At 64.3% G+C, this 22,893-nt stretch carries 24 protein-coding genes; 11 read left to right on the top strand and 13 right to left on the bottom strand.

Annotated features, from left to right (window positions below):
- Nucleotides 1-67: 67 nt before the first annotated feature.
- The 4 genes from EN808_RS03885 to petA all read right to left on the bottom strand — a co-directional run bounded on the left by EN808_RS03885 (nt 68) and on the right by petA (nt 3,691).
- Nucleotides 68-763 (bottom strand): phosphatase PAP2 family protein, encoded by a 696-nt coding sequence (locus tag EN808_RS03885; RefSeq protein WP_135915193.1) that lies wholly within the window; start codon nt 761-763, stop codon nt 68-70.
- A gap of 149 nt (nt 764-912) precedes the next feature.
- A complete protein-coding gene (locus EN808_RS03880) occupies nt 913-1,785 on the bottom strand; it encodes a cytochrome c1 (RefSeq protein ID WP_127276059.1) in 873 nt (290 codons plus the stop codon).
- A 27-nt stretch (nt 1,786-1,812) separates the two neighbouring features.
- Nucleotides 1,813-3,114, bottom strand: a complete 1,302-nt coding sequence (locus EN808_RS03875; RefSeq protein WP_127276060.1) for a cytochrome b N-terminal domain-containing protein — start codon at nt 3,112-3,114, stop codon at nt 1,813-1,815.
- 16 nt (nt 3,115-3,130) lie between these two features.
- Nucleotides 3,131-3,691, bottom strand: a complete 561-nt coding sequence (gene petA / locus EN808_RS03870; RefSeq protein ID WP_135915192.1) for a ubiquinol-cytochrome c reductase iron-sulfur subunit — start codon at nt 3,689-3,691, stop codon at nt 3,131-3,133.
- 314 nt (nt 3,692-4,005) lie between these two features.
- Here petA and EN808_RS03865 point away from each other — a divergent pair, with 314 nt between their 5' ends.
- Both EN808_RS03865 and EN808_RS03860 read left to right on the top strand, forming a co-directional pair.
- Complete coding sequence (locus EN808_RS03865) at nt 4,006-4,350, top strand: cupin domain-containing protein (protein WP_127276062.1); 345 nt, start codon at nt 4,006-4,008, stop codon at nt 4,348-4,350.
- Nucleotides 4,351-4,433: 83 nt separating this feature from the next.
- Entirely contained in the window at nt 4,434-5,318 is an 885-nt protein-coding gene (locus EN808_RS03860) for an alpha/beta hydrolase (RefSeq protein WP_135915191.1), read from the top strand.
- On the opposite strand, the gene EN808_RS03855 is transcribed toward EN808_RS03860, so the two are convergent.
- From EN808_RS03855 to EN808_RS03835, 5 genes are read right to left on the bottom strand one after another with little or no spacing between them, the layout of a single operon-like run.
- Entirely contained in the window at nt 5,299-5,610 is a 312-nt protein-coding gene (locus tag EN808_RS03855) for a DUF6665 family protein (RefSeq protein WP_127869764.1), read from the bottom strand. The genes EN808_RS03860 and EN808_RS03855 overlap by 20 nt on opposite strands.
- A 1-nt stretch (nt 5,611) precedes the next feature.
- On the bottom strand, nt 5,612-6,115 hold the full coding sequence (locus tag EN808_RS03850) for a GNAT family N-acetyltransferase (protein ID WP_135915190.1): 504 nt from the start codon (nt 6,113-6,115) through the stop codon (nt 5,612-5,614).
- Between the two features lie 4 nt (nt 6,116-6,119).
- Entirely contained in the window at nt 6,120-8,003 is a 1,884-nt protein-coding gene (locus EN808_RS03845) for an ABC transporter ATP-binding protein (protein ID WP_127869766.1), read from the bottom strand.
- A 10-nt stretch (nt 8,004-8,013) separates the two neighbouring features.
- Nucleotides 8,014-9,915 carry an ABC transporter ATP-binding protein gene (locus EN808_RS03840; RefSeq protein ID WP_127869767.1) on the bottom strand — a complete coding sequence of 634 codons (1,902 nt, stop codon included), beginning with the start codon at nt 9,913-9,915 and terminating at the stop codon, nt 8,014-8,016.
- 30 nt (nt 9,916-9,945) lie between these two features.
- Nucleotides 9,946-10,467 (bottom strand): hypothetical protein, encoded by a 522-nt coding sequence (locus tag EN808_RS03835; RefSeq protein WP_189524053.1) that lies wholly within the window; start codon nt 10,465-10,467, stop codon nt 9,946-9,948.
- A 283-nt stretch (nt 10,468-10,750) separates the two neighbouring features.
- Between EN808_RS03835 and EN808_RS03830 the strand changes: the two genes are divergently transcribed.
- Nucleotides 10,751-11,209: a tRNA (cytidine(34)-2'-O)-methyltransferase gene (locus tag EN808_RS03830; protein WP_135915189.1), complete on the top strand. Its 459-nt coding sequence runs from the start codon at nt 10,751-10,753 to the stop codon at nt 11,207-11,209.
- 129 nt (nt 11,210-11,338) lie between these two features.
- Nucleotides 11,339-11,785: a redox-sensitive transcriptional activator SoxR gene (soxR, locus tag EN808_RS03825; protein ID WP_127276069.1), complete on the top strand. Its 447-nt coding sequence runs from the start codon at nt 11,339-11,341 to the stop codon at nt 11,783-11,785.
- Here soxR and EN808_RS03820 read toward each other — a convergent pair.
- Nucleotides 11,782-12,039, bottom strand: coding sequence for a hypothetical protein (locus EN808_RS03820; RefSeq protein ID WP_023770299.1), 258 nt, complete (start codon nt 12,037-12,039; stop codon nt 11,782-11,784). The two genes, soxR and EN808_RS03820, sit on opposite strands and share 4 nt — an antisense overlap.
- A 132-nt stretch (nt 12,040-12,171) precedes the next feature.
- Here EN808_RS03820 and hemF point away from each other — a divergent pair, with 132 nt between their 5' ends.
- The 4 genes from hemF to EN808_RS03800 all read left to right on the top strand — a co-directional run bounded on the left by hemF (nt 12,172) and on the right by EN808_RS03800 (nt 15,321).
- Nucleotides 12,172-13,086 (top strand): oxygen-dependent coproporphyrinogen oxidase, encoded by a 915-nt coding sequence (gene hemF / locus EN808_RS03815; RefSeq protein WP_135915188.1) that lies wholly within the window; start codon nt 12,172-12,174, stop codon nt 13,084-13,086.
- A gap of 152 nt (nt 13,087-13,238) precedes the next feature.
- Nucleotides 13,239-13,424, top strand: coding sequence for a DUF1059 domain-containing protein (locus EN808_RS03810; RefSeq protein ID WP_027047304.1), 186 nt, complete (start codon nt 13,239-13,241; stop codon nt 13,422-13,424).
- A 418-nt stretch (nt 13,425-13,842) separates the two neighbouring features.
- Entirely contained in the window at nt 13,843-14,247 is a 405-nt protein-coding gene (locus tag EN808_RS03805; RefSeq protein ID WP_245525028.1) for a hypothetical protein, read from the top strand.
- A gap of 87 nt (nt 14,248-14,334) precedes the next feature.
- Nucleotides 14,335-15,321, top strand: a complete 987-nt coding sequence (locus EN808_RS03800; protein ID WP_135915187.1) for a S8 family serine peptidase — start codon at nt 14,335-14,337, stop codon at nt 15,319-15,321.
- Nucleotides 15,322-15,369: 48 nt separating this feature from the next.
- Here the strand turns inward: EN808_RS03800 and EN808_RS03795 are convergent, their stop codons facing one another.
- Genes EN808_RS03795 through EN808_RS03785 form a run of 3 tightly spaced genes read right to left on the bottom strand, consistent with a single transcriptional unit; the run spans nt 15,370 to nt 17,890 of the window.
- Nucleotides 15,370-16,632, bottom strand: a complete 1,263-nt coding sequence (locus tag EN808_RS03795; protein WP_127280918.1) for a CCA tRNA nucleotidyltransferase — start codon at nt 16,630-16,632, stop codon at nt 15,370-15,372.
- Nucleotides 16,629-17,261, bottom strand: a complete 633-nt coding sequence (locus tag EN808_RS03790) for a CoA pyrophosphatase (RefSeq protein WP_127869773.1) — start codon at nt 17,259-17,261, stop codon at nt 16,629-16,631. The genes EN808_RS03795 and EN808_RS03790 overlap by 4 nt, the downstream gene beginning before the upstream one ends.
- Nucleotides 17,261-17,890: a DUF1285 domain-containing protein gene (locus EN808_RS03785; RefSeq protein WP_127280907.1), complete on the bottom strand. Its 630-nt coding sequence runs from the start codon at nt 17,888-17,890 to the stop codon at nt 17,261-17,263. Before EN808_RS03785 ends, EN808_RS03790 begins: the two co-directional genes overlap by 1 nt.
- 158 nt (nt 17,891-18,048) lie before the next feature.
- Here EN808_RS03785 and EN808_RS03780 point away from each other — a divergent pair, with 158 nt between their 5' ends.
- From EN808_RS03780 to EN808_RS03770, 3 genes are read left to right on the top strand one after another with little or no spacing between them, the layout of a single operon-like run.
- Nucleotides 18,049-19,053, top strand: coding sequence for a MoxR family ATPase (locus tag EN808_RS03780; protein ID WP_127280906.1), 1,005 nt, complete (start codon nt 18,049-18,051; stop codon nt 19,051-19,053).
- On the top strand, nt 19,053-20,021 hold the full coding sequence (locus EN808_RS03775) for a DUF58 domain-containing protein (protein ID WP_135867495.1): 969 nt from the start codon (nt 19,053-19,055) through the stop codon (nt 20,019-20,021). The genes EN808_RS03780 and EN808_RS03775 overlap by 1 nt, the downstream gene beginning before the upstream one ends.
- Complete coding sequence (locus tag EN808_RS03770) at nt 20,018-22,840, top strand: DUF4159 domain-containing protein (protein WP_135915186.1); 2,823 nt, start codon at nt 20,018-20,020, stop codon at nt 22,838-22,840. Before EN808_RS03775 ends, EN808_RS03770 begins: the two co-directional genes overlap by 4 nt.
- The last annotated feature ends 53 nt before the right edge of the window (nt 22,841-22,893 follow it).

Here is a 22,893-nt window from a genome sequence, read left to right as displayed (position 1 = left end):
TGCCGTGGTGACACGAAAAAGGGGCGCCCGAAGGCGCCCCGCTCGGACAAATGGCTACCGGCCAGTCCTACATGCCGAGGTCGGAACGAAGCTCCGCCCTGGCCACTTCGTACTCGGCCTTGAAATCCTCGCGGTTGAGCAGGACCGCGGCAATGACGCTGCCGGAAATCTTGCCCATCTCGACGTCGGACGGATAATGGATGCCGCCGACGATGCGGTTGTGGGCGAACTCGGCCGAGCGCGCCATGATCTGGGCCCGCTTTTCCGGAACCATGTCGGACAGGATGATGCCCATCATCGTGCCGACGGTCGCATGGCCGGACGGCCAGGAACCGGAGCTCGAGAGCTTGACCACCGGCTTGACGAGATCGCTGAGCTGGTGCGGACGCGGACGCTTCCAGACGTCCTTGGCCGGGTCGACGACGGCGCCTTCGGTCTCCACCACACGATCGAAGAAGGCGCTGAATTTCGGCAGCTTGTCCTTGTTGAAATTCGGCCCCATGACATCGGCGAAACGCCAGACGTTTTCCTCGGCATCGGCGATGGCGCGGGCTTCCATTTCGGGTGTGCGCGTGACTTGCATGGTCAGCACCTCGCCAAGCTCGGCCTTGGTCTCGGCCGAATCATTGGCCGGGGGCGGCGGCAGGATCATCGTCAGGTCGACATCCTTGTTGGTGATGAAGGGTTTTGCGTCTTCGGCGCGGGCCGCGGAACCAACGACGAGCAGCAGCAGGCCTGCCGCAAGCGATGCGTATCTTTTCATGGGCGTGATCCTTTGATGAGAGCACCGCAGGATCGCGATGTGCGATGACGGCCATGTGACACCGCCGAGGCGTGGCCTAAGCTATCCACCCCAAAAGCAGAAAAGGGCACCTCGCGGCGCCCCTTTTGAATTCCAGACTATGGCATCGCTTAGTGGGCGACGGCTTCCCACACCTTACGCTTGGTCAGGTAGACAAGGGCGCCGAACAGAAGCAGGAACACCAGCACGCGGAAGCCCATCTTCTTGCGGTCTTCCATGTGTGGCTCGGCCGCCCATGTCAGGAAGGCAGCCACGTCACGGGAATACTGGTCGATGGTCTGCGGCGAGCCGTCGTCATAGGTCACCTGGCCGTCGGAGAGCGGCTTGGGCATCTTCAGCGACACGCCGGACATGAAGTACGGATTGTAGTGGGTGCCTTCCGGGATGACCATGCCGGCGGGCGGCGTCTCGTCGTAGCCTGTCAGCAGCGAATGGATGTAGTCAGGACCACCCGCATCATACTGGGTGAAGATGTCGAAGACGAACTGCGGGAAGCCGCGCTCGACGCCGCGCGCCTTGGCCAGCAGCGACATGTCGGGCGGCGCCGCGCCGCCATTGGACGCAGCGGCGGCTTCCTCATTGGCGAAGGGCGCCGGGAAATGGTCGGACGGCTTGCCGGGACGGTCGAACATGTCACCGGCATCGTTGGGGCCGTCGTGGATGGTGTATTCTGCTGACAGCGTCTTGATCTGCGCGTCGCTATAGCCGAGGTCCGACAGCGTGCGGAACGCCACCAGGTTCATCGAATGACAGGCCGAGCAGACTTCCTTGTAGACCTTCAGGCCGCGCTGCAGCTGCGCCTTGTCATAGGTGCCGAACGGACCGGTGAAGCTCCAGCTCATTTCCTTCGGCTCGTTGATCGGGAAATGCGTGGGTGCCGCCGCGTTGTGCGCTTCTTCGGCCGCGAACGCCCAAGTGCCTGCAACCCCAGTGCCGGCGGCCACAAGGCCGACCAGCGCCAGCGAGGTGAGAATCTTCTTCATGCCAAATCCCCTTAGATTCTCTACCGCTCAGCCCTTGGTCTCGGGTGCTGCCGTGGCGCCCGCCGGATGTCCGCCGCCACCCTTGTTCTTTTCGAGCACCGCCTCGGTGATCGAGTTCGGCAGCCTGCGCGGAGTCTCGATCAAGCCGAGCACGGGCAGCGCGACCAGGAAGAAGGCGAAGTAGAACAGCGTCGCCATCTGCGCCATGAACACATAGCTACCTTCCGCCGGCTGCGAGCCCAGCCAGCCCAGCAGGATGGCATCGGCCACGAACAGCCAGAAGAACAGCTTGTACCAGGGCCGGTAGACCGCCGAGCGCACCTTGGAAGTGTCGAGCCACGGCACCAGGAACAGCATGACGATGGCGCCGAACATACACAGCACGCCGCCGAGCTTGGAATTGATCGGCCCGATATTGAAGGTGATGGCGCGCAGGATCGCGTAGAACGGCAGGAAGTACCATTCCGGAACGATATGGGCCGGCGTCTTCAGCGGGTTGGCGACCGTGTAGTTGTCCGGATGGCCGAGATAGTTCGGCAGGTAGAAGACGAAGTAGGCGAAGACGAACAGGAACACGATCATGCCGAACGCGTCCTTGATGGTCGCGTAGGGGGTGAAGGCGACGGTGTCGGTCTTCGACTTGACCTCGATGCCGGTCGGGTTCGACTGGCCGACGACATGCAGCGCCCAGACGTGCAGCACGACGACGCCGGCAATCATGAACGGCAGCAGGTAATGCAGCGCGAAGAAGCGGTTGAGCGTCGGATTGTCGACGGCGAAGCCGCCGAGCAGCAGTTGCTGGATCCAGTCGCCGACCAGCGGGATGGCGCTGAAGAAGCCGGTGATGACGGTAGCGCCCCAGAAGCTCATCTGCCCCCATGGCAGCACATAGCCCATGAAGCCCGTCGCCATCATCAGGAGATAGATGATGCAGCCCAGGATCCACAGCAGTTCGCGAGGCGCCTTGTAGGAGCCGTAATAGAGACCGCGGAAGATGTGCAGGTAGACGGCGATGAAGAAGAACGAGGCGCCGTTGGCGTGCATGTAACGCAGGAGCCATCCGGAATTCACGTCGCGCATGATCTTCTCGACCGAACCGAAGGCGAGATTGGTGTCGGCCGTATAGTGCATGGCCAGGACGATGCCGGTCAGGATCTGCGCCACCAGCATGATTGCCAGTATGCCGCCGAAAGTCCACATATAGTTCAGGTTGCGCGGCACCGGATAGGCGATGAAGCTGTCATAGACCATCCTGGGCAGCGGCATGCGGGCGTCGAACCAGCGTTCGATACCGGTCTTCGGCGTATAGGTCGAGTGTCCCTCGCTCATCGAAATATCCCCTGCCTCAACCGATAAGGAGTTTGGTATCGGAAATGAACTTGAATACCGGAATCGCCATGTTCTCCGGTGCCGGGCCTTTGCGGATGCGGCCGGCAGTGTCGTATTGCGAGCCATGGCACGGGCAGAACCAGCCGCCGAAATCGCCTTCCTGGCCGAGCGGAATGCAGCCCAAATGGGTGCAGACCTGAACCATAACCATCCAGGCTTCCTTGCCGGGCGTGGTGCGGTTGGCGTCGGTCGCCGGCGCATCGGATGGCAAATTGGCGTTGCGGGCGATCGGATCCTTGAGATCGGAGAGGCTGACGGCCCCGCCGTCCTTCATTTCCTTCTCGGTGCGGTTGCGCACCACGACCGGCTTGCCGCGCCACTTGACGATCAGCGAGCTGCCGGGCGTCAGCGAGGAGACATCGACCTCGACCGAAGCGAGCGCCAGCGTCGAGGCGTCGGGGCGCATCTGGTCGATGAACGGCCAGGCGACGGCACCGGCGCCGACCACGGCGGCCATGCCGGTGGCGACGTAGAGAAAATCTCGACGGTTGGGATCGTGGATGTCGGTTGCGCTCACGGGTGCCTGATCCTTTCGCCTCTTCCGCGCCGGTGGCTGAGCCTTGTTCCCCGCTCAATCACGCCAACCCGACAGCGCATGGCGAACAGGCTAGCGAATTCCTCCGGCATTTGGACTTCGGTTTATGCGTGAAGCCCGTTTTTGTCCAGACGGGTCAAGGCACAAGGGCAGATTGTCGCGGGGACAAAATCCCCTATCGCGCGGCAAGGCGGCGAATGGCCGCAAAAGGCGGCTAAACAACCGGGAAACAACCGCAAATCCGGCATCGTTGTTTGCCTCGACATAGGCTGCCCGAGTGATCTATTTTCCCTGCCATGGTGCATGTCATCGATCGCGAGGAATGGTCTGTTCGTTCCAACCACTGGAAGGGCGAACTGCAAGGCGGCGTCTACGGCTCCAACTCCTGCCTGATCTTCAATTACTTGCCCGATGTCGGGGGCGGCCCGCGGCTGCACGCTCATCCCTATGCGGAGATCTTCATCATTCGCGAGGGAACCGGCCTGTTCACGGTCGGCGACCAGGAGATCGAGGCCTCGGCGGGGCAGATCGTCATCGTGCCGCCGCACACGCCGCACAAATTCACCAATCTCGGTCCAGGTCCGCTGGAAACGACCGACATCCACGAAAACGGTAGCTTCATCACGGAATGGCTGGAGTAATTCCTGCATAGCCCTGGCGGCGTCCCGGTTGGCGCCTAGATCAACGGCATAGGCGCCAACCAGAGAGCCGCCAGAGCCAGGATATGCAAACCTCGACCATCGAAATCGAAGGGCTGAGCATTGCGACCCGCGAGGCAGGCCCCGCTGGTGCGCCGGCTTTCCTTCTGCTGCACGGATGGCCGCAAAGCTCCTACGCCTTCGAGCGGGTGATCGGCCGGTTGGCGGCCGACTACCGGGTCGTCGCCCCTGACCTGCCCTGCATCGGCGGCTCGCAAGGCGTAGCCGAGGCTGGTGACAAGAGAACCTTGGCGAGGCTGATGAGAGGCGTCGCAGAGACTTGCGGGCTGCGCCAGCTCGTGGCCGCCGGCCACGATGTCGGCGGCCAGATCGTATTTGCCTTGTTGAGCGACCATCCTGAGATTCTTTCCGGCGCGGCGATCATGGATGTCGTCATTCCGGGCGTCGCTCCGTGGGAGAAGGTCATTCGCAATCCGCAAATCTGGCATTTCGCCTTTCACGCTATTCCAGCCTTGCCGGAAACGCTGGTCAGCGGCCATCAGAGCGCTTATTTCGACTTCTTCTTCAATGTGCTTTCGAAGGATCGAGCCTCGATCCCTGACGACGCCAGGGAAATCTACGCCAAGGCCTATTCCCGGCCGGAAAGCCTCCAGGCGGGGTTCGACTGGTATCGTGCCTTTCCCGAGGATGCCAAGGCCAATGCCGCGCGGCCCGCGAAGCCGATTGCGGTTCCGGTGCTGTATCTGAGGGGTGCGGCCGAGTCCGGCGACATCGGCGACTATGTCAATGGCCTGCGCGCGGCCGGGCTCTCAAATGTCGAGGGCGACATCATAGCCGACAGCGGACACTTCGTTGCCGATGAAAATCCCGAAGCGCTTGCCGCCCGCCTGGCGCGCTTCCACAGGGAAATCAGCGCGGCAAGTTCCAACTCTACATGGCGCCAAGCCTGACCAGCACGGCTTTGGGGATGTTGTATTCGCGGATGACGGCGTCGTGCTTGCGAAAGCCGCACAATTCGCGCTGGATGAAATAGGCGTGAACGGCCGCGGCAGCCTCCTTGAGAAGCAAGGGACGCATGTCCTTGTCGGCATTGCTGGTTAGCCGGGCCAGCGTCTCCTCGACCTTTTGACCGGCGCGGCCAAGTGCCGCCGCCTTCTCGGCGAGGATTTCATGGCCAAGCGCGTCGAACGCCGCTTCGGCGGCCGACGCGCCGGCAAGATGAGATGGCGGACGCAAGGACATTTCAGTTCCCTTTCCCGAACACCATGCGGTGGGTGACGAATTCTTCGCCTTCCACGCGCTGAAAGCCAAGCCGTTCATAAAAACCGAAGGCTTCCGGCGGCGCGCGGGTGTTCAACACGGAGAAATATTGGCCGGCCCGATCGATCACGGTCTCGACCAGCATGCGGCCGAGGCCGTTGCGGCGGTGGCGTGCGCTGACGAACAGGTGCCGGACCCGGCCCTGGTCCCTGCCCTCGAAATAGGGATCGATGTTCAGCCCGCATACGCCGGCGAGTTCCCGGCCATGCCATAGCCCGAACAGTCCCTCGCCGTGCTTCAGGAACTTGTTGCGGCCGCTTGCCCAGCCATCGGCCAACCGCACCAGCATCCAGTAGCCTTCCAGCCGGCTCTCGTCCTTCAACGCGTCGAAGGCCGCCACGGTTGGTCGCAAACGCTTGAGCGCATAGTCGATCTCCGGGCCAACCTCTCGGCCGATCTCCGGACTGACCTCTGGCGATCCACCCATGCGCCTACTCCGCCGGCCGCGTCTCTTCGAGCACGCTTTCCTCGTGATAGAGGAAGCCGCCGGACTGGCGCTTCCACAGCCGGGCATAGAGCCCATCGCGCGCCACCAGTTCGTCATGCGTGCCTTGCTCGACGATGCGGCCGCCGTCGAGCACCACCAGGCGATCAAGTGCCGCGATCGTCGACAGCCGGTGCGCGATGGCGATCACGGTCTTGTTCTCCATCAGCCGCGTCAGATTCTCCTGGATTGCCGCCTCGATGTCGGAATCGAGCGCCGACGTCGCCTCGTCGAGGATCAGGATCGGCGCGTCCTTGAGGAAGACGCGGGCGATCGCCACGCGCTGGCGCTGGCCGCCCGACAGCTTGACGCCGCGTTCGCCGACAAAGGCTTCGTAGCCCTGGCGATCCCTGTTGTCGCGCAAGCTCAGGATGAATTCGTGGGCCTCGGCCTTCTTGGCCGCCGCGATCACCTCCGCGTCGGTCGCATCGGGCATGCCGAGCTTGATGTTGTCGCGCAGCGAGCGATGAAACAGGGCGGTGTCCTGGCTGACGACGCCGATATTGGCGCGCAGCGAATTCTGCGTCACATCGGAGACGTCCTGGCCGTCGATGGTGATCCGGCCGCTTTCGAGGTCGTAGAGGCGCAGGATCAGGTTGGCCAACGTCGTCTTGCCGGCGCCCGATGGCCCGACCAGCCCGACCTTCTCGCCCGGCTTGACGACAAGGTCGACGCCGTTGAGCACGCCAAACCCCTTGCCGTAATGGAACTCGACATTCTTCACGTCGATGCGCCCACCCGTCACGACCAATTCCCTGGCATCCGGGGCATCGGTCAGCCCCAGCGGCTGCGAGATCAGCGCCTTGGAGTTCTCCAGCACGCCGAGGTTTCGCAAGATACTGTTCATCTGCATCATCAGCCGGCCGAGCAGCATGTTGAGGCGCAGCACCAGCGACAGCGTGAAGGCGACGGCGCCGACGGTGATCGAGCCCTCGACCCAGAGATAGACGGCAAAGCAGCCGATCGCCGTGATCATGATGCCCGACAGCGTCGTCAGCGCCATGCGCACGCCGGTCAACCGGCGGGTGAAGGGGCGCAATGCGTCGAGATAGATGTCGAAGCCGTTCCTGATGTAGCGGTCGTCGCCGTCCGCCGCGAAAAGTTTCAGCGTCTGCACGTTGGAGTAGGAATCGACGATGCGGCCATTGATCATCGAGCCCGCCTCGGCCGTCGCTTCGGCGTGCTTGCGGATTGCCGGCAGATAGCGCCTGGCCAGAAAGCCGAAAGCGGTGATCCAGATCACCACCAATGCCGCCAGCCTGAGATCGAGTCCTGCGACCAGTGCCAGCGTCGTCACCGTATAGACGATCATGAACCAGACGACCTCGATGAAGCTTTCCATCAGGTCGCCGGTCGCCTGCCCCGCCTGCCAGACTTTCGTCGCGATCCGGCCGGCGAAGTCGTTCTGGAAGAAGGCGTAGGACTGGCGCGAGACGTGCCGGTGCGCCTGCCAGCGCACCAGATTGTAGAAGCCGGGCGTGATCGTCTGCTCGTCGACCAGCGCCGAGAGGGCCACGACCATTGTGCGGAGGACCAGCACCACTGCGACCATGAACATCAGTTCGGGGCCGGCGGCGGTCCATAATGCATGCCAGCTCCGCTCGCCGGGCAATTGATCGAGAATATCGACCAGCCGCCCGACGAAATAGAACAGCCCGGCCTCGACCAGCGGCGCGATGCCGCCGACGACCAGCATGGCGAAGAAGGCGAACTTCGCCTGGCCGACATAGTGCCAGAGGAAGCCGGCGACGCTGGCCGGTGGCCGAAGATGCGCCGGCTCCCTGAACGGATAGACCCAGTTTTCGAACCAGCGGTAGACGGCTGTCATCATGCGGCGGCCATCATTCTGCGGCTTGCCCCTTCGCGCCAATGTCGTTGGCGACACTGTCGTTGGCGGCGCCGACCGGACTGTCCTCGAACAGGAATCCACCCGACTGGCGCTGCCAGAGTTGCGCGTAGAGCCCGCCGCCAGCGACCAGTTCCTCGTGCGAACCCTCCTCGATGACGCGGCCCTGGTCCATCACGACGAGCCTGTCCATCGCAGCGATGGTCGACAGCCGGTGCGCGATCGCGATGACGGTCTTGCCCTGCATGAGCTTGTAGAGATTCTCCTGGATGGCGGCTTCCGCCTCGGAATCGAGCGCCGACGTCGCTTCGTCAAGGATAAGAATAGGCGCGTCCTTCAACATAACGCGAGCAATGGCGATGCGTTGCCGCTGGCCACCGGACAGTTTGACGCCGCGGTCGCCGACATAGGCGTCGAAACCCTTGCGGCCGCTATGGTCCGAAAGCGCCGATATGAAATCCAGCGCCTCGGCCCGCCGTGCCGCCTCGACCAACATCTCATCGCTCGCATCGGGCCGGCCATAAAGGATGTTCTCGCGCACCGAACGATGCAGCAGCGAGGTGTCCTGTGTGACCATGCCGATCTGGGCACGCAGCGAATCCTGCTTCACGCCGGCGATCTCCTGGCCGTCGATCAGGATCCGGCCGGATTCCAGGTCGTAGAAGCGCAGGAGGAGATTGACCAGCGTCGACTTGCCGGCGCCCGAGCGTCCGACGATGCCGACCTTCTCGCCCGGTTTCACCGCCAGCGACAGGTTTTCGATGACGCCCTTCTGCTTGCCGTAGTGGAAGCGGATGTCCTCGAAGCGGATATCGCCTTTTGAAACGTTGATCTCCCTGGCATCCGGCCTGTCCTCGACGAGGCGCGGCAGCGAGATGGAGGCAATGCCGTCCTGCACCGTGCCGATATTCTCGAACAGGCCCGACATTTCCCACATGATCCACTGCGACATGCCCCACATCCGGAGCACCAGGCCGATGACCACGGCGACCGCGCCGATCGTCACAGCTTGCCCCATCCACAGCCACAGCGAGATGGCGGTGACCGAGAACAGCAGAAGCGCGTTCAATATGTAGAGCGAGCCGAACAGCACCGTCACCAGCCGCATCGACCGGTAGACCGTGTCGAGGAAGCCCATCATGCCTTCCCTGGCGAAGGCGGCCTCGCGGCGCGAATGACTGAACAGCTTGACCGTCTGGATGTTGGTGTAGCTGTCGACGACGCGGCCGGTCATGGTCGAGCGCGCATTGGCCTGCTCCTCGCCGACCTTGCCCAGGCGCGGGATGAAAAAGCGCAGCAACAGGATGTAGCCGACCAGCCAGACCCCGAGCGGCGCGGCCAGCCGCCAGTCGGCCGAACCGACGATCAGCAGCATGCCGAGGAAATAGACGATGACGTAGTTCAGGACGTCGATCACCTTGATGACGCATTCGCGCACGGCGAGCGCCGTCTGCATCAGCTTGGTGGCGATGCGGCCGGCGAATTCGTCTTGGTAGAAGCTCATCGATTGCTTGAGCAGATAGCGATGCACCTGCCAGCGGATGCGCATGGGATAGTTGCCCATCAGCGTCTGCTGGTTGAGCAGCGAATGCAGCCAAACCGTGCCGGGCAGCGCGAACAGCACGATGAACGCCATGCCGGCGAGCTTCCAGCCCTCCGTCTGCAGGAAGGTCTCGCGGTTCTGCCCCGACAGCCAGTCGACGATGCGGCCAAGGAAGCCGAACATCCACACTTCCGCGATGGCGATGGCCGCCACCAGTACCGCATCGATAAGGATATAGGGCCATGCGCCGCGCGTATAATGCAGGCAGAAGGCAACCAGCGTCTTGGGCGGTTCGACCGGTTCCGCAGCCGGGAACGGATCGAGCCTTCTTTCAAACCAGCTAAACAACAACATTAGGGCATGCCTGTAAAATCTGTTTTCCGCTTACGCGGCTTGGCGACGTACAAAGTCCTCGGATCGCATGGCGTCGAGGGCCGACGCTCCGGAATCATCCGGAGCGTCGGCCCTGCTTCGCGCAATATAGGGGCTCGCCGGCTTTTCGCCGACAGCCACCTTTGTCGATGCTGACGACACGGTGCCACCAGTGCGGTTTTTCGCGCCCGGCCGGATCAGCCGGATGATGCGGCGCACCAGCGACGGTCGGCTCAGGTCGGGAACCGCGTGCGAGAAATCGACATCCGGCAGCATGCCGCGATGCGGACGCCGGCGCACTTCGGCATGAACCGCCGACGAATAGGTTTCGCCGATCAGCAGCGCCCAGGTCGGCAGCCGGTGGATATGCAGGCTCCTCGAGCCCGGTATTCTGTATGGATCGAACATCGGTCCGTCCTCCGTGTTGAAATAGAGATAAAAAGGATGATCGACATCGTGCCGCGGGATCGGCGGCGGATCAGTCGGAACGCGTTGGGACGGGGCCATCGGCCCCTTCGGCAGCTTGAAAAACATCGCAGGATTCCTTCGAAGACCAGGGTATGGTTTCGGCGGAGATCGGTGCGGAAGTGCCTAAAAGATCAGGAGAAACGTCGTACCGAAACCGCCAGGGCGCAAGTAAGCCCACGGGTGGGGCGCTGGATGTGCATGGTCATCATGAATTACCCCTCCATCGGTTCGGGTTGACAATGCTGGTCGTATACCCGACTTCGAAAAAAATGGCCACCCGCAGGTCCAGGAATTTCCAAAACCAGGAAGCTGCTGTGGCCGATCTGCCACTTATTAGAAGGACGCGAAAGTGAACCGTGGTCTCCGCATCGCGCTCTACCAGCCTGACATAGCCGGCAATACCGGGACAATCCTGCGCTTCGCCGCTTGCCTCGGCCTTGGCGTCGACATCATCGAGCCGGCCGGCTTCCCGCTTTCCGACAGAGCGCTCAGGCGCGCCGGCATGGACTATCTCGAAATGGCCGCCCTGACCCGGCATGTCGACTGGAATGCCTTCGAGGAGTGGCGCAAGGCCCGCGCGGACCGGCTGGTGTTGCTGTCGACCAGGGCCACGGCCCCCTACACCGACTTCAGCTTCACCGACCGCGACATCCTCCTGTTTGGCCGCGAATCCGCGGGCGTGCCGGATCCAGTCCATCAGGCGGCGGATGTTCGGCTGACGATCCCGATGCAGCCCACCGCGCGCAGCCTCAACGTCGCCCTTTCCGTGGCCATGGTGGCGGGCGAAGCCATCCGGCAACTCGGCTAGGGGATCGCCGGCAGCGCGGTCCGCGGTGATTTTTGCCCAGGCGCACATCCGCCTTCTCCTTCGTTTGCACATCCAGGCTTTCTTGGCTACAAGCTCAACTTAACTTGAGGTCAAGGGGAAAGTGCGAAGATGGCGCCGGTAACGGAATTGACGGTCGGCCAAGTGGCCGCGCGCAGCGGCGTGGCGGTGTCGGCGCTGCATTTCTATGAAGCCCGCGGGCTGATTCGCAGCCACCGCACCTCCGGCAACCAGCGCCGCTACGGCCGCGATGTCCTGCGACGCGTGGCCATAATCCGGATTGCCCAGGAGGTCGGCATCACGCTCGCGGAGATCGGTGTCGCACTTGAATCATTACCTGAAGGCCGCACCCCGACGCGCGAGGATTGGAATCTGCTTTCAACGGCTTGGCGCGATAGCCTCGATCAGAAAATCAGCCAGCTGAAGAAACTGCGCGACGGGCTGACCGACTGCATCGGCTGCGGCTGCATGTCGATCGACAAATGCCCGCTGAGGAACAAGGGGGATCGGCTTGCCGGGGAGGGAACTGGCGCGAGAAGGCTGTTGGTCGAGCGTTAATCCGCTGCCGGCAGGCGCCTGATCGTGAACTCGATCAGATCGCCCGGGCGCTCGAACCAGCTTTCGATCTCGGTCCAGTAGGCCTGCTTGGGAAAGCGCTCGAACCATTCCTTGGCCTTGAGCCGGGCATCGGAGCGCGGCAGGACGAACGTCTCGCGCAAAAAGCCGTCGCGTGGCATACGCGCGCGCTCGGCCCGGCTTTGGTCGAGCCTTTTCTTCAGGCCATCCAGCGGCGGTCTTGCCGGGGTGCGCACGAAGCAACTCCTTACACCCTAAATCAGACGGGACTTGACCCTGACCCTCAAGAGATTAGGGATCGCGCCGGCAAAAGACGAGTCATTTATCGGGAATCCCCACGACGGGTGGCCCACAACCGGAGACGGCACTTGGAACGACCCGAAATACCGGCAGGGCTGCCCGCCGACATCGAAGAGAAGAAGATGAAGGCCCGGCTCTGGTTCGAGGCGCTGCGCGAGCGCATCTGCGCCGGCTTCGAGCAGATCGAGCAGGACCTGCAGGGCCCGCTCGCCTCATGGTCGCCGGGCCGTTTCGAGAAAACGCCGTGGGAGCGCGATCAGGGCAAGGGCGGCGGGGGCACCATGTCGATGATGCACGGCCGCGTCTTCGAGAAGGTCGGCGTCCACACCTCGACCGTCTATGGCGAGTTCTCGCCCGAGTTCCGCAAGCAGATGCCTGGCGCCGAGGAAGACCCGCGCTTCTGGGCATCGGGCATTTCGCTGATCGCGCATCCCTGGAACCCCAACGTTCCGGCCGTGCACATGAACACGCGTATGGTCGTCACATCCAGGCAATGGTTCGGCGGCGGCGCCGACCTGACGCCGGTGCTCGACCGCCGCCGCACCCAGGATGATCCCGACACGGCGGCCTTCCACCGCGCCATGCAGTTCGCTTGCGAGAAGAACGCCGACGTCGCCGACTATCCGAAATTCAAGGCCTGGTGCGACGAGTATTTCTTTCTGCCGCACCGCAACGAGCCGCGCGGCACCGGCGGCATCTTCTTCGACTGGCTGCATTCGGGCGAGGAGAAAGGCGGCTGGAACGCCGATTTCAACTTCGTCCAGGATGTCGGGCGTTCGTTCCTCGTCGTCTACGGCCACCTCGTGCGCGCCAACTTCAACGAGAACTGGACCGATGGCGACCGCGATGAACAGCTCATCCGCCGCGGCCGCTACGTCGAATTCAACCTGCTGCACGACCGTGGCACCATTTTCGGGCTGAAGACCGGCGGCAATGTCGCCTCGATCCTCTCCAGCCTGCCGCCGGAGGTGCGCTGGCCGTAGACGTCCGGTGACAGGACGGCGCACGCAGCTTTGATGCAACCATGCCGCCCCTCCCGTGTTATAGCTTTCGCCCCGCTTACGTCTGACCATCCGACCGTAAGCCAAAAGTGGCGGAGCCTCGACCGGCTCCATGGAGCAAGAGGAGAAATCCCATGAAGCAATTTCACTGCGGGTCGCTCGTTCCCGGCTGCGAATGGCACACACGGGCCGACGAGGAGGCCGAGGTGATGCGCCGCGCCGTCGAGCATATGCGCGAGACGCATGGCGAGACGACCATCCGCGAGACGATGATCGAGGCGATCCGCTCGCGCATCGAGAAGGTCCGCGACGCCGCGTAGGTGCGGCGGGGGGGTTTCAGGTAATAACAAAAGAACCGCGGTGCGCTTGGGTAACGCGTGCCGCGTTGATTTATTTGCGAGACACTGCCTGCATCTCAAAAAAAAATATTTGCTCCAGCTAAAATAAACCGTGCGGTAACCGAACCCGTGCGATCGTCGGACTGATTTCCAGACTACAGGGGGCCGCCAGAGAAGCCCGTCGCCGTCAGGCACTGGTCCGGAATCGGTGGGCGAGGTGTTCGCGCATGCGCGAAAAGTCCGGCAATCGTGCCAGTTTGTGCGCAACGGCGCTCCTGCCGTGGGCGCTCCTTGGCGCGTCGCCGGCGATTGCCCAGGACATGACGACATCGCTCATCGACATCCATCAGGGCTCGCCGGTCAGCGACAAGGCGAGAGGCCTGGGTGACGGCGGGTTGAGTTGCAGACCGGAAGCCGGGTATCGTTCAACCAGTGGTACCAGACAAACTGGGTCGACACGCATGTGGACCTGATGACGCAGATCACGCAGGACACCGGTATCCTTTGGGGATTTGGCACTGGGGAACAAGGCGAGAAGTATCGCATCGCGCCCAGCCTCAAGCTCGGATTCCTCACACAGCTGCATCCGAGCGCGAACAGCATCCTGTCCCTGTCGTTCACCACGACCTTCGGCGGCAAGCTCAGCGAAAAGCCCTGCCAGGCCGATTATGGCGATCTGGGCACCTTCAGCGTCAATTGCCGGCTCGCCGCCGGGGAGATGGCACCCGAGGAAACCTTGAAATATCTGGCTAACGCTAAACCGGAGAGCCAGCATCTGTGGCTGAATTACCGTGTTACTTTCTGATCGCGAGGGGCCGGGCACGAGATGTCGCGTAGCCGCGGAAGATCCGCGATCCTCCGTCCTAGCTTCTGTTTGAACCGGGGTAAAAACATGTCAAATACGCATTGGAAATTCGCTATTGCCACGGCCCTCGCCCTCCTGCCGGCATCGATTGCCGTGGCTCAGGAAGCTGTCGGTCCAGATCCGCTGTCCGCGCTCTGCGGCGGCGGTCAATCCAACGCATCCATATGCCTGAGCGCAACCCTGCCGGCGGCCACGTCGCAGACCTTGCAAAACTGGATGAGCCCGGATGTCGGGGCCGCATGGCGTGCCGGTTACAAAGGCAAAGGCGTCACCATCACGATCGTCGACGACTTCTCCAGCACCTCGAAGTTCAGCGGCAATTTCGGCATCGGCACCCAGACCCAGCGCCATGGCGAATGGACCCGCGAAGAAGCCAGCATGATCGCGCCGCTGGCGACGATACGGTCGAAAGACTTCTCCACCAGTTCCTCGGTCGCGCTGGCGCCGGGCCTGAACGTGCTCAATCTGAGCTATGGCATGTACGCCAAGGCAGGCTACAGCCCAAGCCAGATCGGATGGAGCGCCGAGGAGGCCTCCATCATCTACTATGCCACCAAGGGAACGGCCGTGGTTTCGAAGGCCGCGGGCAACGACGCGGTTGCCGTGGGCGGCGTCACCAGCGGCCAGCAGGATTATCTCGACCTCGCCTTGGTCGGAAAGGCATCCGCGATTTTCGTCGGCGCGCTCAACAGCAACGGCACGACGTCGAACAAGGCCACCATGGCCTGGTATTCCAACACCGCCGGCACCAACACGGCTGTGCAGAGCCATTTCCTGGTCGTGGGTGTCACCGGGGACAAGACCGGCCTTTACGGCACCTCTTTCGCCGCGCCGATCGTTGCCGGCTACGCCGCCATCGTGGGCAGCAAGTTCACCAAGGCAACGTCGACCCAGATCACCAACCAGTTGCTGAATACGGCCCGGACCGACACGTTGGCCAACTACAGCGCCTCCGTCTATGGCAAGGGCGAGGCAAGCCTTTCGCGTGCCCTGGCTCCGCTGTCGATCAAGTAGCAGGACGGAACAGCAGGGCAACACCGGCGGAGATCCGGCGTTTCCGACCTACGTGTCAAGCGCTTGCGCGGCGCGTTCGAGCAACGTGTCGCGATCAGGCGCAAATCCCGCCTCGACCCATTCGGCTTCGAGGTTCTTGAGGATTTCGCCAAGCTTCGGTCCCGGCTTTGCGCCGAGCGCCGTCAGATCGGCCCCTCTGAGCGGAAACTCGGGCCGTTCCCATTTGAGCGCAAAGCCAAGCAGGCGCGAAAAGCCGCCCGCTTGAAGCAATGCGTCATTGTCCTCGACGGCGCGCACCCGCGCCGCGGCAAGCGACAGACGCAGGCGGTCGACAAACCCTTGCCGGTTGCCGCGATAGAGCCGTTTCGCCAGTTCGCCTTCGGTCGTCTTCGGCTCGACGGCCGTGGTGAGGGCCCAATGGAGCATGCGGTCGGCTTCGGCGGTCGAGAACCTGAGCCTCTCGGCCAACGTCTTCATGCGCGCCGCATCCGGCGGCACGATTGCCTCCAGCCGCAGCATCGGATCCACCGCCCAGCCCAGGTCTTTCTCGGCCTTGGTCAACCCGTGGATCGCATCGATACCCCATTTCTCGCTTTCCGACAGCGCGGCGGTCAGGACACCAGCCTGGCGCATCCACAACAGGGCGCGTGAGGGATCGGGGGCCGACAAAAGCTTCTTCAGTTCGGACCAGACGCGTTCGGCCGAGAGTTGGCCAAGGCCGTCCTTCAGCCGGGCGCAGGCCTTCAACCCCTCGGCATCCGGCCGGCCGTCGCCATACCAGGCAAAGAAACGGAAGAAGCGCAGGATGCGCAGATAATCCTCGCGGATGCGCGCCTCCGGGTCGCCGATGAAGCGCAGCCGGCGCGCCTCGATGTCGGAAATGCCGCCGACAAGGTCGACAACACTGCCGTCGGCCTCGGCGTAGAGCGCGTTGATGGTGAAGTCGCGCCGCTCGGCGTCGAGCTTCCAGTCGCGTCCGAACGACACCTTGGCGCGGCGGCCATCGGTCTCGACGTCGGCGCGCAAGGTGGTGACCTCGTAGGGTTTGCCGCCCGCGACCACCGTGATCGTGCCATGTTCGATGCCGGTCGGCACCGCCTTGAAGCCTTCCGCTTCGGCACGGCGGATGGTCTCCTGCGGCAGGCAAGAGGTGGCGATGTCGACGTCGGCGACAGGCTGGCCCATCAGCGCGTTGCGCACGGCGCCGCCGGCGATACGCGCCTCTTCACCGCCTTCGGTGAGCGCGCCAAGCAGGCGCTGCAGATGCTTGTCGGAGAGCCAGTCGGCCCTGCCCGCGATCGAAACACTCACGCATAGAGCCTTTCATAGAGCGTACGGATGATACCGGCGGTGACGCCCCAGATGCGCCGGTCACCATAGGGCATGTCGTAGAAGAACCATTCGAGATCGTTCCACATGCGGCTGTCGCGCTTGTGATTGGCGGCGTCCATCAGGAAGCGCAGCGGCACCTCGAAGGCGGCATCGACTTCGTCGGCGTTCAAAGCCAATTGGAACCCCGGCCGCACGATGCCGAGCACCGGCGCGATGCGGTAGCCGCTGCCGGCAACGTAATCCGGCATGCGGCCGATGATTTCGATACGATCCTGGCCAAGGCCGATCTCCTCGAAGGTCTCGCGCAGCGCCGCCGCCTCCGGGCTCGCGTCGGTCGCATCGATCGTGCCGCCCGGGAAAGCCACTTGCCCGGAATGATTGCGCAGTCTCTCGGCCCGTTTGGTCAGGAGAACCGTCGCCTCGCCGTCATGGTCGACCACCGGGATCAGCACCGCCGCATTGCGCAGCGGCTTGCCCGGGTTGAGGCGTGGGTGGCCGGGATTGAAGCGGTGATCGCCATAGTCGTCGCCGGCATGCGCGTCCGGCTGCGCGGCGAAGCGCGCGCGAAAATCCGCCGATGAGAACGGCGCCGGCGATATCTGGTCCATCACGCGCTCAACCGCTTCAACTGATCCGCAGGCATGATCGGAAACACGGCATTCTTCGAGCGCACCGAAAACATCGTCCGGCCGTCGATCTCGATCTCCTCGCCATGCCCCACCAACTCATACATGACCGGCCGCGCCACCAGCGCCTCCAGCCTGCCGCGCACCAGCAGATATGGCTTCAAACCGCCGGTCTCGTTCTCGTCGACGAAGCGCAGCGGCCGCTCCGGCCCGGCCTCGACCACGTCGCCGACATTGGTGCGGAAGGTGATGACCTGATCCTCGCCTTCGCCCGAAACATCCATCTCGACGGCGATGAACGGCGCATCGGCGACGCGGATGCCGACCTTTTCCACCGGCGTCACCAGATAGGTCCTGCCGTCGGCGTCCTTGCGCAGCACGGACGAGAAAAGTTGCACCAGCGGCATGCGGCCGATCGGCGTGCCCAGGTAGAACCAGGTGCCGTCGGCCTTGATCTCCATGTCGAGATCGCCGCAAAAGTCGGGATTCCAGCGCTCGACCGGCGCCGCGCCCTTGCCGGCACGGGCCGCGCGCGAGATCAGCGCCTCGAGGCCTCGGGCCTCGGTGGCCTGCGTAAGGCTTTGTTGGCGATGTTCGTGGTGTTCGCTCATCGTCACGAAATAGTCACTGTTGTTCCGCTTGTCAGCCTAAGTCTGTGATTTAAGTTCCAGCATAGGCGCTCCGCGAGGCCGAATCGCGGCAACCTATGGTATGGTGCGGGCCAGTATTTCCAAACCATGGCATTTCCAACCAAAGGGATCGATGCGGCATGAGCGTGATGGTCAAGGAAAGCCCGATTAGCGAAACGGACATGGTCGCCGAGGCCGAGAAGGCGCTTGCAGACATCTCCAGGATCCGCGACGGGGTTGGCCGGGTGATCTTCGGCCAGGAGCACGTCGTCGAGCGCACCCTGGTGGCGCTGCTTGCCGGCGGCCACGCGCTGCTGGTCGGCGTGCCGGGCCTGGCCAAGACCAAGCTGGTCGAGACGCTGGGCATCGTGCTCGGGCTCGATTCACGCCGCATCCAGTTCACGCCCGACCTGATGCCGTCCGACATCCTCGGTTCCGAGGTCATGGAGCAGGACGAGACCGGCAAGCGCTCGTTCCGCTTCATCTCCGGCCCGATTTTCGCCCAGCTGCTGATGGCCGACGAGATCAACCGCGCCTCGCCGCGCACGCAATCGGCGCTGCTGCAGGCGATGCAGGAATATCACGTCACCATCGCCGGCGCGCGCTACGATCTGCCCTCGCCCTTCCATGTGCTGGCGACGCAGAACCCGCTGGAGCAGGAAGGCACCTACCCGTTGCCCGAAGCCCAGCTCGATCGCTTCCTGATGCAGGTCGACATCCTCTATCCAGAAATCGAGGCCGAGCGCCGCATCCTTCTGGAAACCACCGGCGTCGAGGACGCCAAGGCCACCAACGTGCTGCAGCCGGCGCGGCTGAAGGAGATCCAGACACTGATCCGCCGCATGCCGGTGCCCGAAAGCGTGGTCGAGGCGATCCTCACCCTGGTGCGCTCGGCGCGTCCCGGCCAAGGCAATGCCGACACCGACAAGCATGTCGCCTGGGGCCCAGGCCCGCGCGCCAGCCAGGCGCTGATGCTGTGCACCAGGGCCCGCGCGCTCTACGACGGACGGCTGGCACCCTCGGTCGACGATGTCAGGGCGCTGGCCGAGCCGGTGCTGCAGCACCGCATGGCGCTGACCTTCGCCGCCCGTGCCGAAGGCACCAGCGTACGCGATGTGGTGGCGAAACTCGTGAAAGGTATTTGATGGCGCGTATCGGCGAGGTCCAGGCTCCGGCAGCGACGCGCGACGCGCTCGCCCGCGGCCGGTTGCGGGCTTCGCTCGTGCCTGACCTGCTGGTCGAGGCGCGCCGCATCGTCAACACCGTGATCGCCGGCTGGCATGGCCGCCGCAAGCGCGGCATCGGCGAGAATTTCTGGCAGTTCCGGCCCTACGTCGAAGGCGATTCCTCGCGCATCGACTGGCGCCGCTCGGCCCGCGACGACCACACCTATGTGCGCGACCGTGAATGGGAAGCCGCCCACACGGTCTGGCTGTGGGCCGATCCCTCGCCGTCCATGCTCTACAAGTCGACCGGCGCCGGCGTTTCCAAGCAATCGCGCGCGCTGGTGCTGACGCTGGCCATGGCCGAGCTTCTGTCGCGCAGCGGCGAGCGCATCGCCTGGCCAGATCTGACCGATCCGTTCACCGCCCGCAACGGCGCCGAACGCATCGCGGCCCAGCTCATGCATGCCGGCGAGCTGCCGGCAAAACCCGATCTCTCCGACATCAGGCGCTTCTGCGACATCGTCATCGCCAGCGATTTCCTCGATCCGGTCGAGGAGACCGTGGCCTGGCTCGACGTGCTCGCCCGCCACGGCGTGCGCGCGCATCTGATCGAGGTCGCCGACCCGGCCGAGGAAACCTTCCCCTATGCCGGCCGCACCGAGTTCACCGATCCCGAGACCGGCGACAAGCTGACCGCGGGGCGCGCCGAAATGCTGGCCGACGAATACCGCCTGCTCTACACCGCCCGCCGCCAGGAACTGGCCAGTTGGTGCAAGCGGCTCGGCTGGAGCTTTACCGTCAACCACACCGACCGGCTGGCGTCCGACGCGCTGGTGCGCCTGCACATGGCGATGACCGCCGATGGCGGTAAGCCCGGCATTTCCGCCGATGGCGGTAAGCCTGGCATTTCCGCCGATGGCGGTAAGCCTGGGAAGGCTGTCGCATGAGCTGGCTGCCGCTCTCCTTCGGCGCCCCCATGGTGCTGTGGGGCCTGTTGGCGCTGCCGGTGATCTGGTGGCTGCTGCGGCTCACCCCACCCAAGCCGCAGACCGAGGTGTTTCCGCCGCTGAAGATCCTGGCCCGCGTGCTGAGGCGCGAGGAGACACCGCAGCGCAGCCCCTGGTGGCTGACGCTGCTCAGGCTGCTGATGGCGGCCCTCGTCGTCGCGGCATTGGCCGAACCGGTCTTCAATCCGCGTGAAAAGCTGCCGGCCGAGGGTGCCGCGCTTGCCCTGGTCATCGACAATGACTGGGCCAGCGCCGCCGACTGGAACAAGCGCGTCGCCACGGCCGAACGGCTGATCAACGACGCCGGCTCGAACGGCGTGCCGGTCGTTATCGCCTTCACCGCCGAAAAGCCCAATGCGGAGATCGGCCCCTTCGATGCCGCCGCCGCACTCGACCGCTTGCGCGCCGCCAAGCCGCGGCCGATCCCGACCGACCGGCCCGCCGTCTATGCCCGCGTCGCCGGCGTGCTGGGGGGCTTGCCCGGCGCCAGCGTCGCCGTGCTCGCCGATGGCCTGGCGGCAAAGGGCGACGAGGCCGCCTTCAACACGCTGTTGTCGAAAAATGCCGCCCGCGTCGTCTGGGCGGTGGCCGACCGGCTTTCCCTGACCGGCCTGACGTCTGCCGAAAACCAGGTCGATGGCTTTGCCCTGACCGCCGTCCGCGCGCCCGGCGATCCCGCCCCGGCTCAGGTCACCGCCGGCGCCTTCGACGACAAGGGCCGCCGCATCGCCGATGCGACCCTGACCTTCGCGCCGGGCGAGGCCGCGGCCACCGGCACCATGGCGGTGCCGTTCGAATTGCGCAACGACTTCGCCTCGATCGCGCTCGATGGCGAGCGGCATGCGGGTGCCGTGCGCGTGCTCGACGAAAGCTCCAAGCGCCGCCGCGTCGGGCTGTTGTCGCAAGCCGAGGCCGACCAGGCGCAGCCGCTTCTGTCGCCGCTCTACTACATCAGGCGCGCGCTGCAGCCCTTCGCCGATCTGGTCGAGCCCTCCAGCGCCGATCTCGCCGACGCCATCCCGCAGATCCTCGACCAGAAGCCGGCGATGATCGTCATGGCCGATATCGGCACCATTCCCGCCCAGGTTCGGCAAAGGCTGGTCGACTGGGTCGACAATGGCGGCACGCTGGTGCGCTTCGCAGGCTCGCGGCTGGCCGCCGCCGGCAATGATGACGATTTGCTGCCGGTCCGCCTGCGCACCGGCGAACGTTCGCTCGGCGGCGCGCTGTCATGGACCTCGCCGCAGCCGGTCACCGAATTTCCCAAGGCCGGCCCGTTCGCCGACCTGGCGCCGCCGACCGAGGTCACGGTGACCAGGCAGGTGTTGGCCGAACCGACACCCGACATCGTCGAGCGCACCTGGGCCGCCCTTGCCGACGGCACGCCGCTGGTCACCGGGCTGAAGAAGGGCAAGGGCACGCTGGTGCTGTTCCACGTCACGCCCGAGGCGACATGGTCGAACCTGCCGATCTCGGGCAGTTTCGTCGAGATGCTGCGCCGCATCGTGCAGCTGTCGCGCAACCAGGGCGCGGCGGTCGCCAATGCCGAAGCCGCCGCCACGTCGCTGGCACCCTATCGCATGATCGCGGCCGACGGCTCGCTGGTGCCGCCGACACCCGATGCACGGCCGCTTGTGCCGGGCGCGGGCACGCTGCCGGTCACCTTCGAGAACCCGCCAGGCCTATATGGTTCGGAGACCGGCGTCTTCGCCCACAATCTGCTCGATGTCGCAAGCACGTTCGAGCCGCTGGCGCGCCCGCAACTGACGGTGCCGGTCACCACCATCCAGTATGCCTTTGACGAATCGCGCAACCTGAAGGGCGCGTTGGTCGCCGCGGCTCTGTTGCTGATGCTGCTCGACACGCTGGCGGTGTTGTGGATGGGCGGCCTGTTTTGGCGCCGGCCGCGCCGGGCCGGTGCCGCTGCAACCACCGCCGCCGTGCTGATCGCGCTTGGCGCGCTGTTCGGCCACGCCGACCTTGCCCGTGCCGACGACGCCAAGCCGGGTGACCAGGGCGCTATCGAGGCAATTTCGAAAACCCGCATCGCCTATGTGCTGACCGGCGTGCCGGGTGTCGATTCGATCAGCCGCGCCGGGCTCGAGGGCCTGACCCGCTTCCTGATCGAGAAGACGGCGCTCGAACCGGGGGCGCCGGCCGGCGTCGACATTTCGAAGGACGAGCTGTCCTTCTATCCCCTGATCTACTGGCCGATCGACCCGGCGGCACCGATGCCGAGCCAGGCGGCCATCGCCCGCATCGACGCCTATATGCAGCAAGGCGGCACGGTGCTGTTCGACACGCGCGACCAGTTCGCCAACGGCATCGGCGCCGATTCCACCAGCCCGGCGACCGAGCGGCTGCGCGATATTCTCGCCAACCTCAACGTGCCGCCGCTGGAGCCGGTGCCGTCGGACCATGTGCTGACCAAGTCCTTCTTCATCCTGCCCGAATTTCCCGGCCGCTTCGCCGGCAGCCCGCTCTGGGTCGAGGCATCGCTCGATGCCAGCAATGCCGACAACCGGCCGGTACGCACCGGCGACGGCGTGTCGCCGATCATGATCACCGCCAATGATTTCGCCGGCGCCTGGGCGGTCGACGAGAATGGCGACCCGCTCTTGCCGACCGTGCCCGCCGACCCGATGCAGCGGGTCTACGCGCTGCGCGCCGGCGTCAACATCATGATGTACATGCTGACCGGCAATTACAAATCCGACCAGGTGCATGTTCCTATCCTGCTCGAACGTCTGGGGCAGTAGGATGATGCGTTTTCTTGCGCCCCTCACGATGATCGATCCTCCCCCGGCGCGGG

This window comes from Mesorhizobium sp. M8A.F.Ca.ET.165.01.1.1, from assembly GCF_004792065.1.
GTDB lineage: Bacteria > Pseudomonadota > Alphaproteobacteria > Rhizobiales > Rhizobiaceae > Mesorhizobium.
This window is presented reverse-complemented; position numbering and strand designations above follow the sequence as displayed.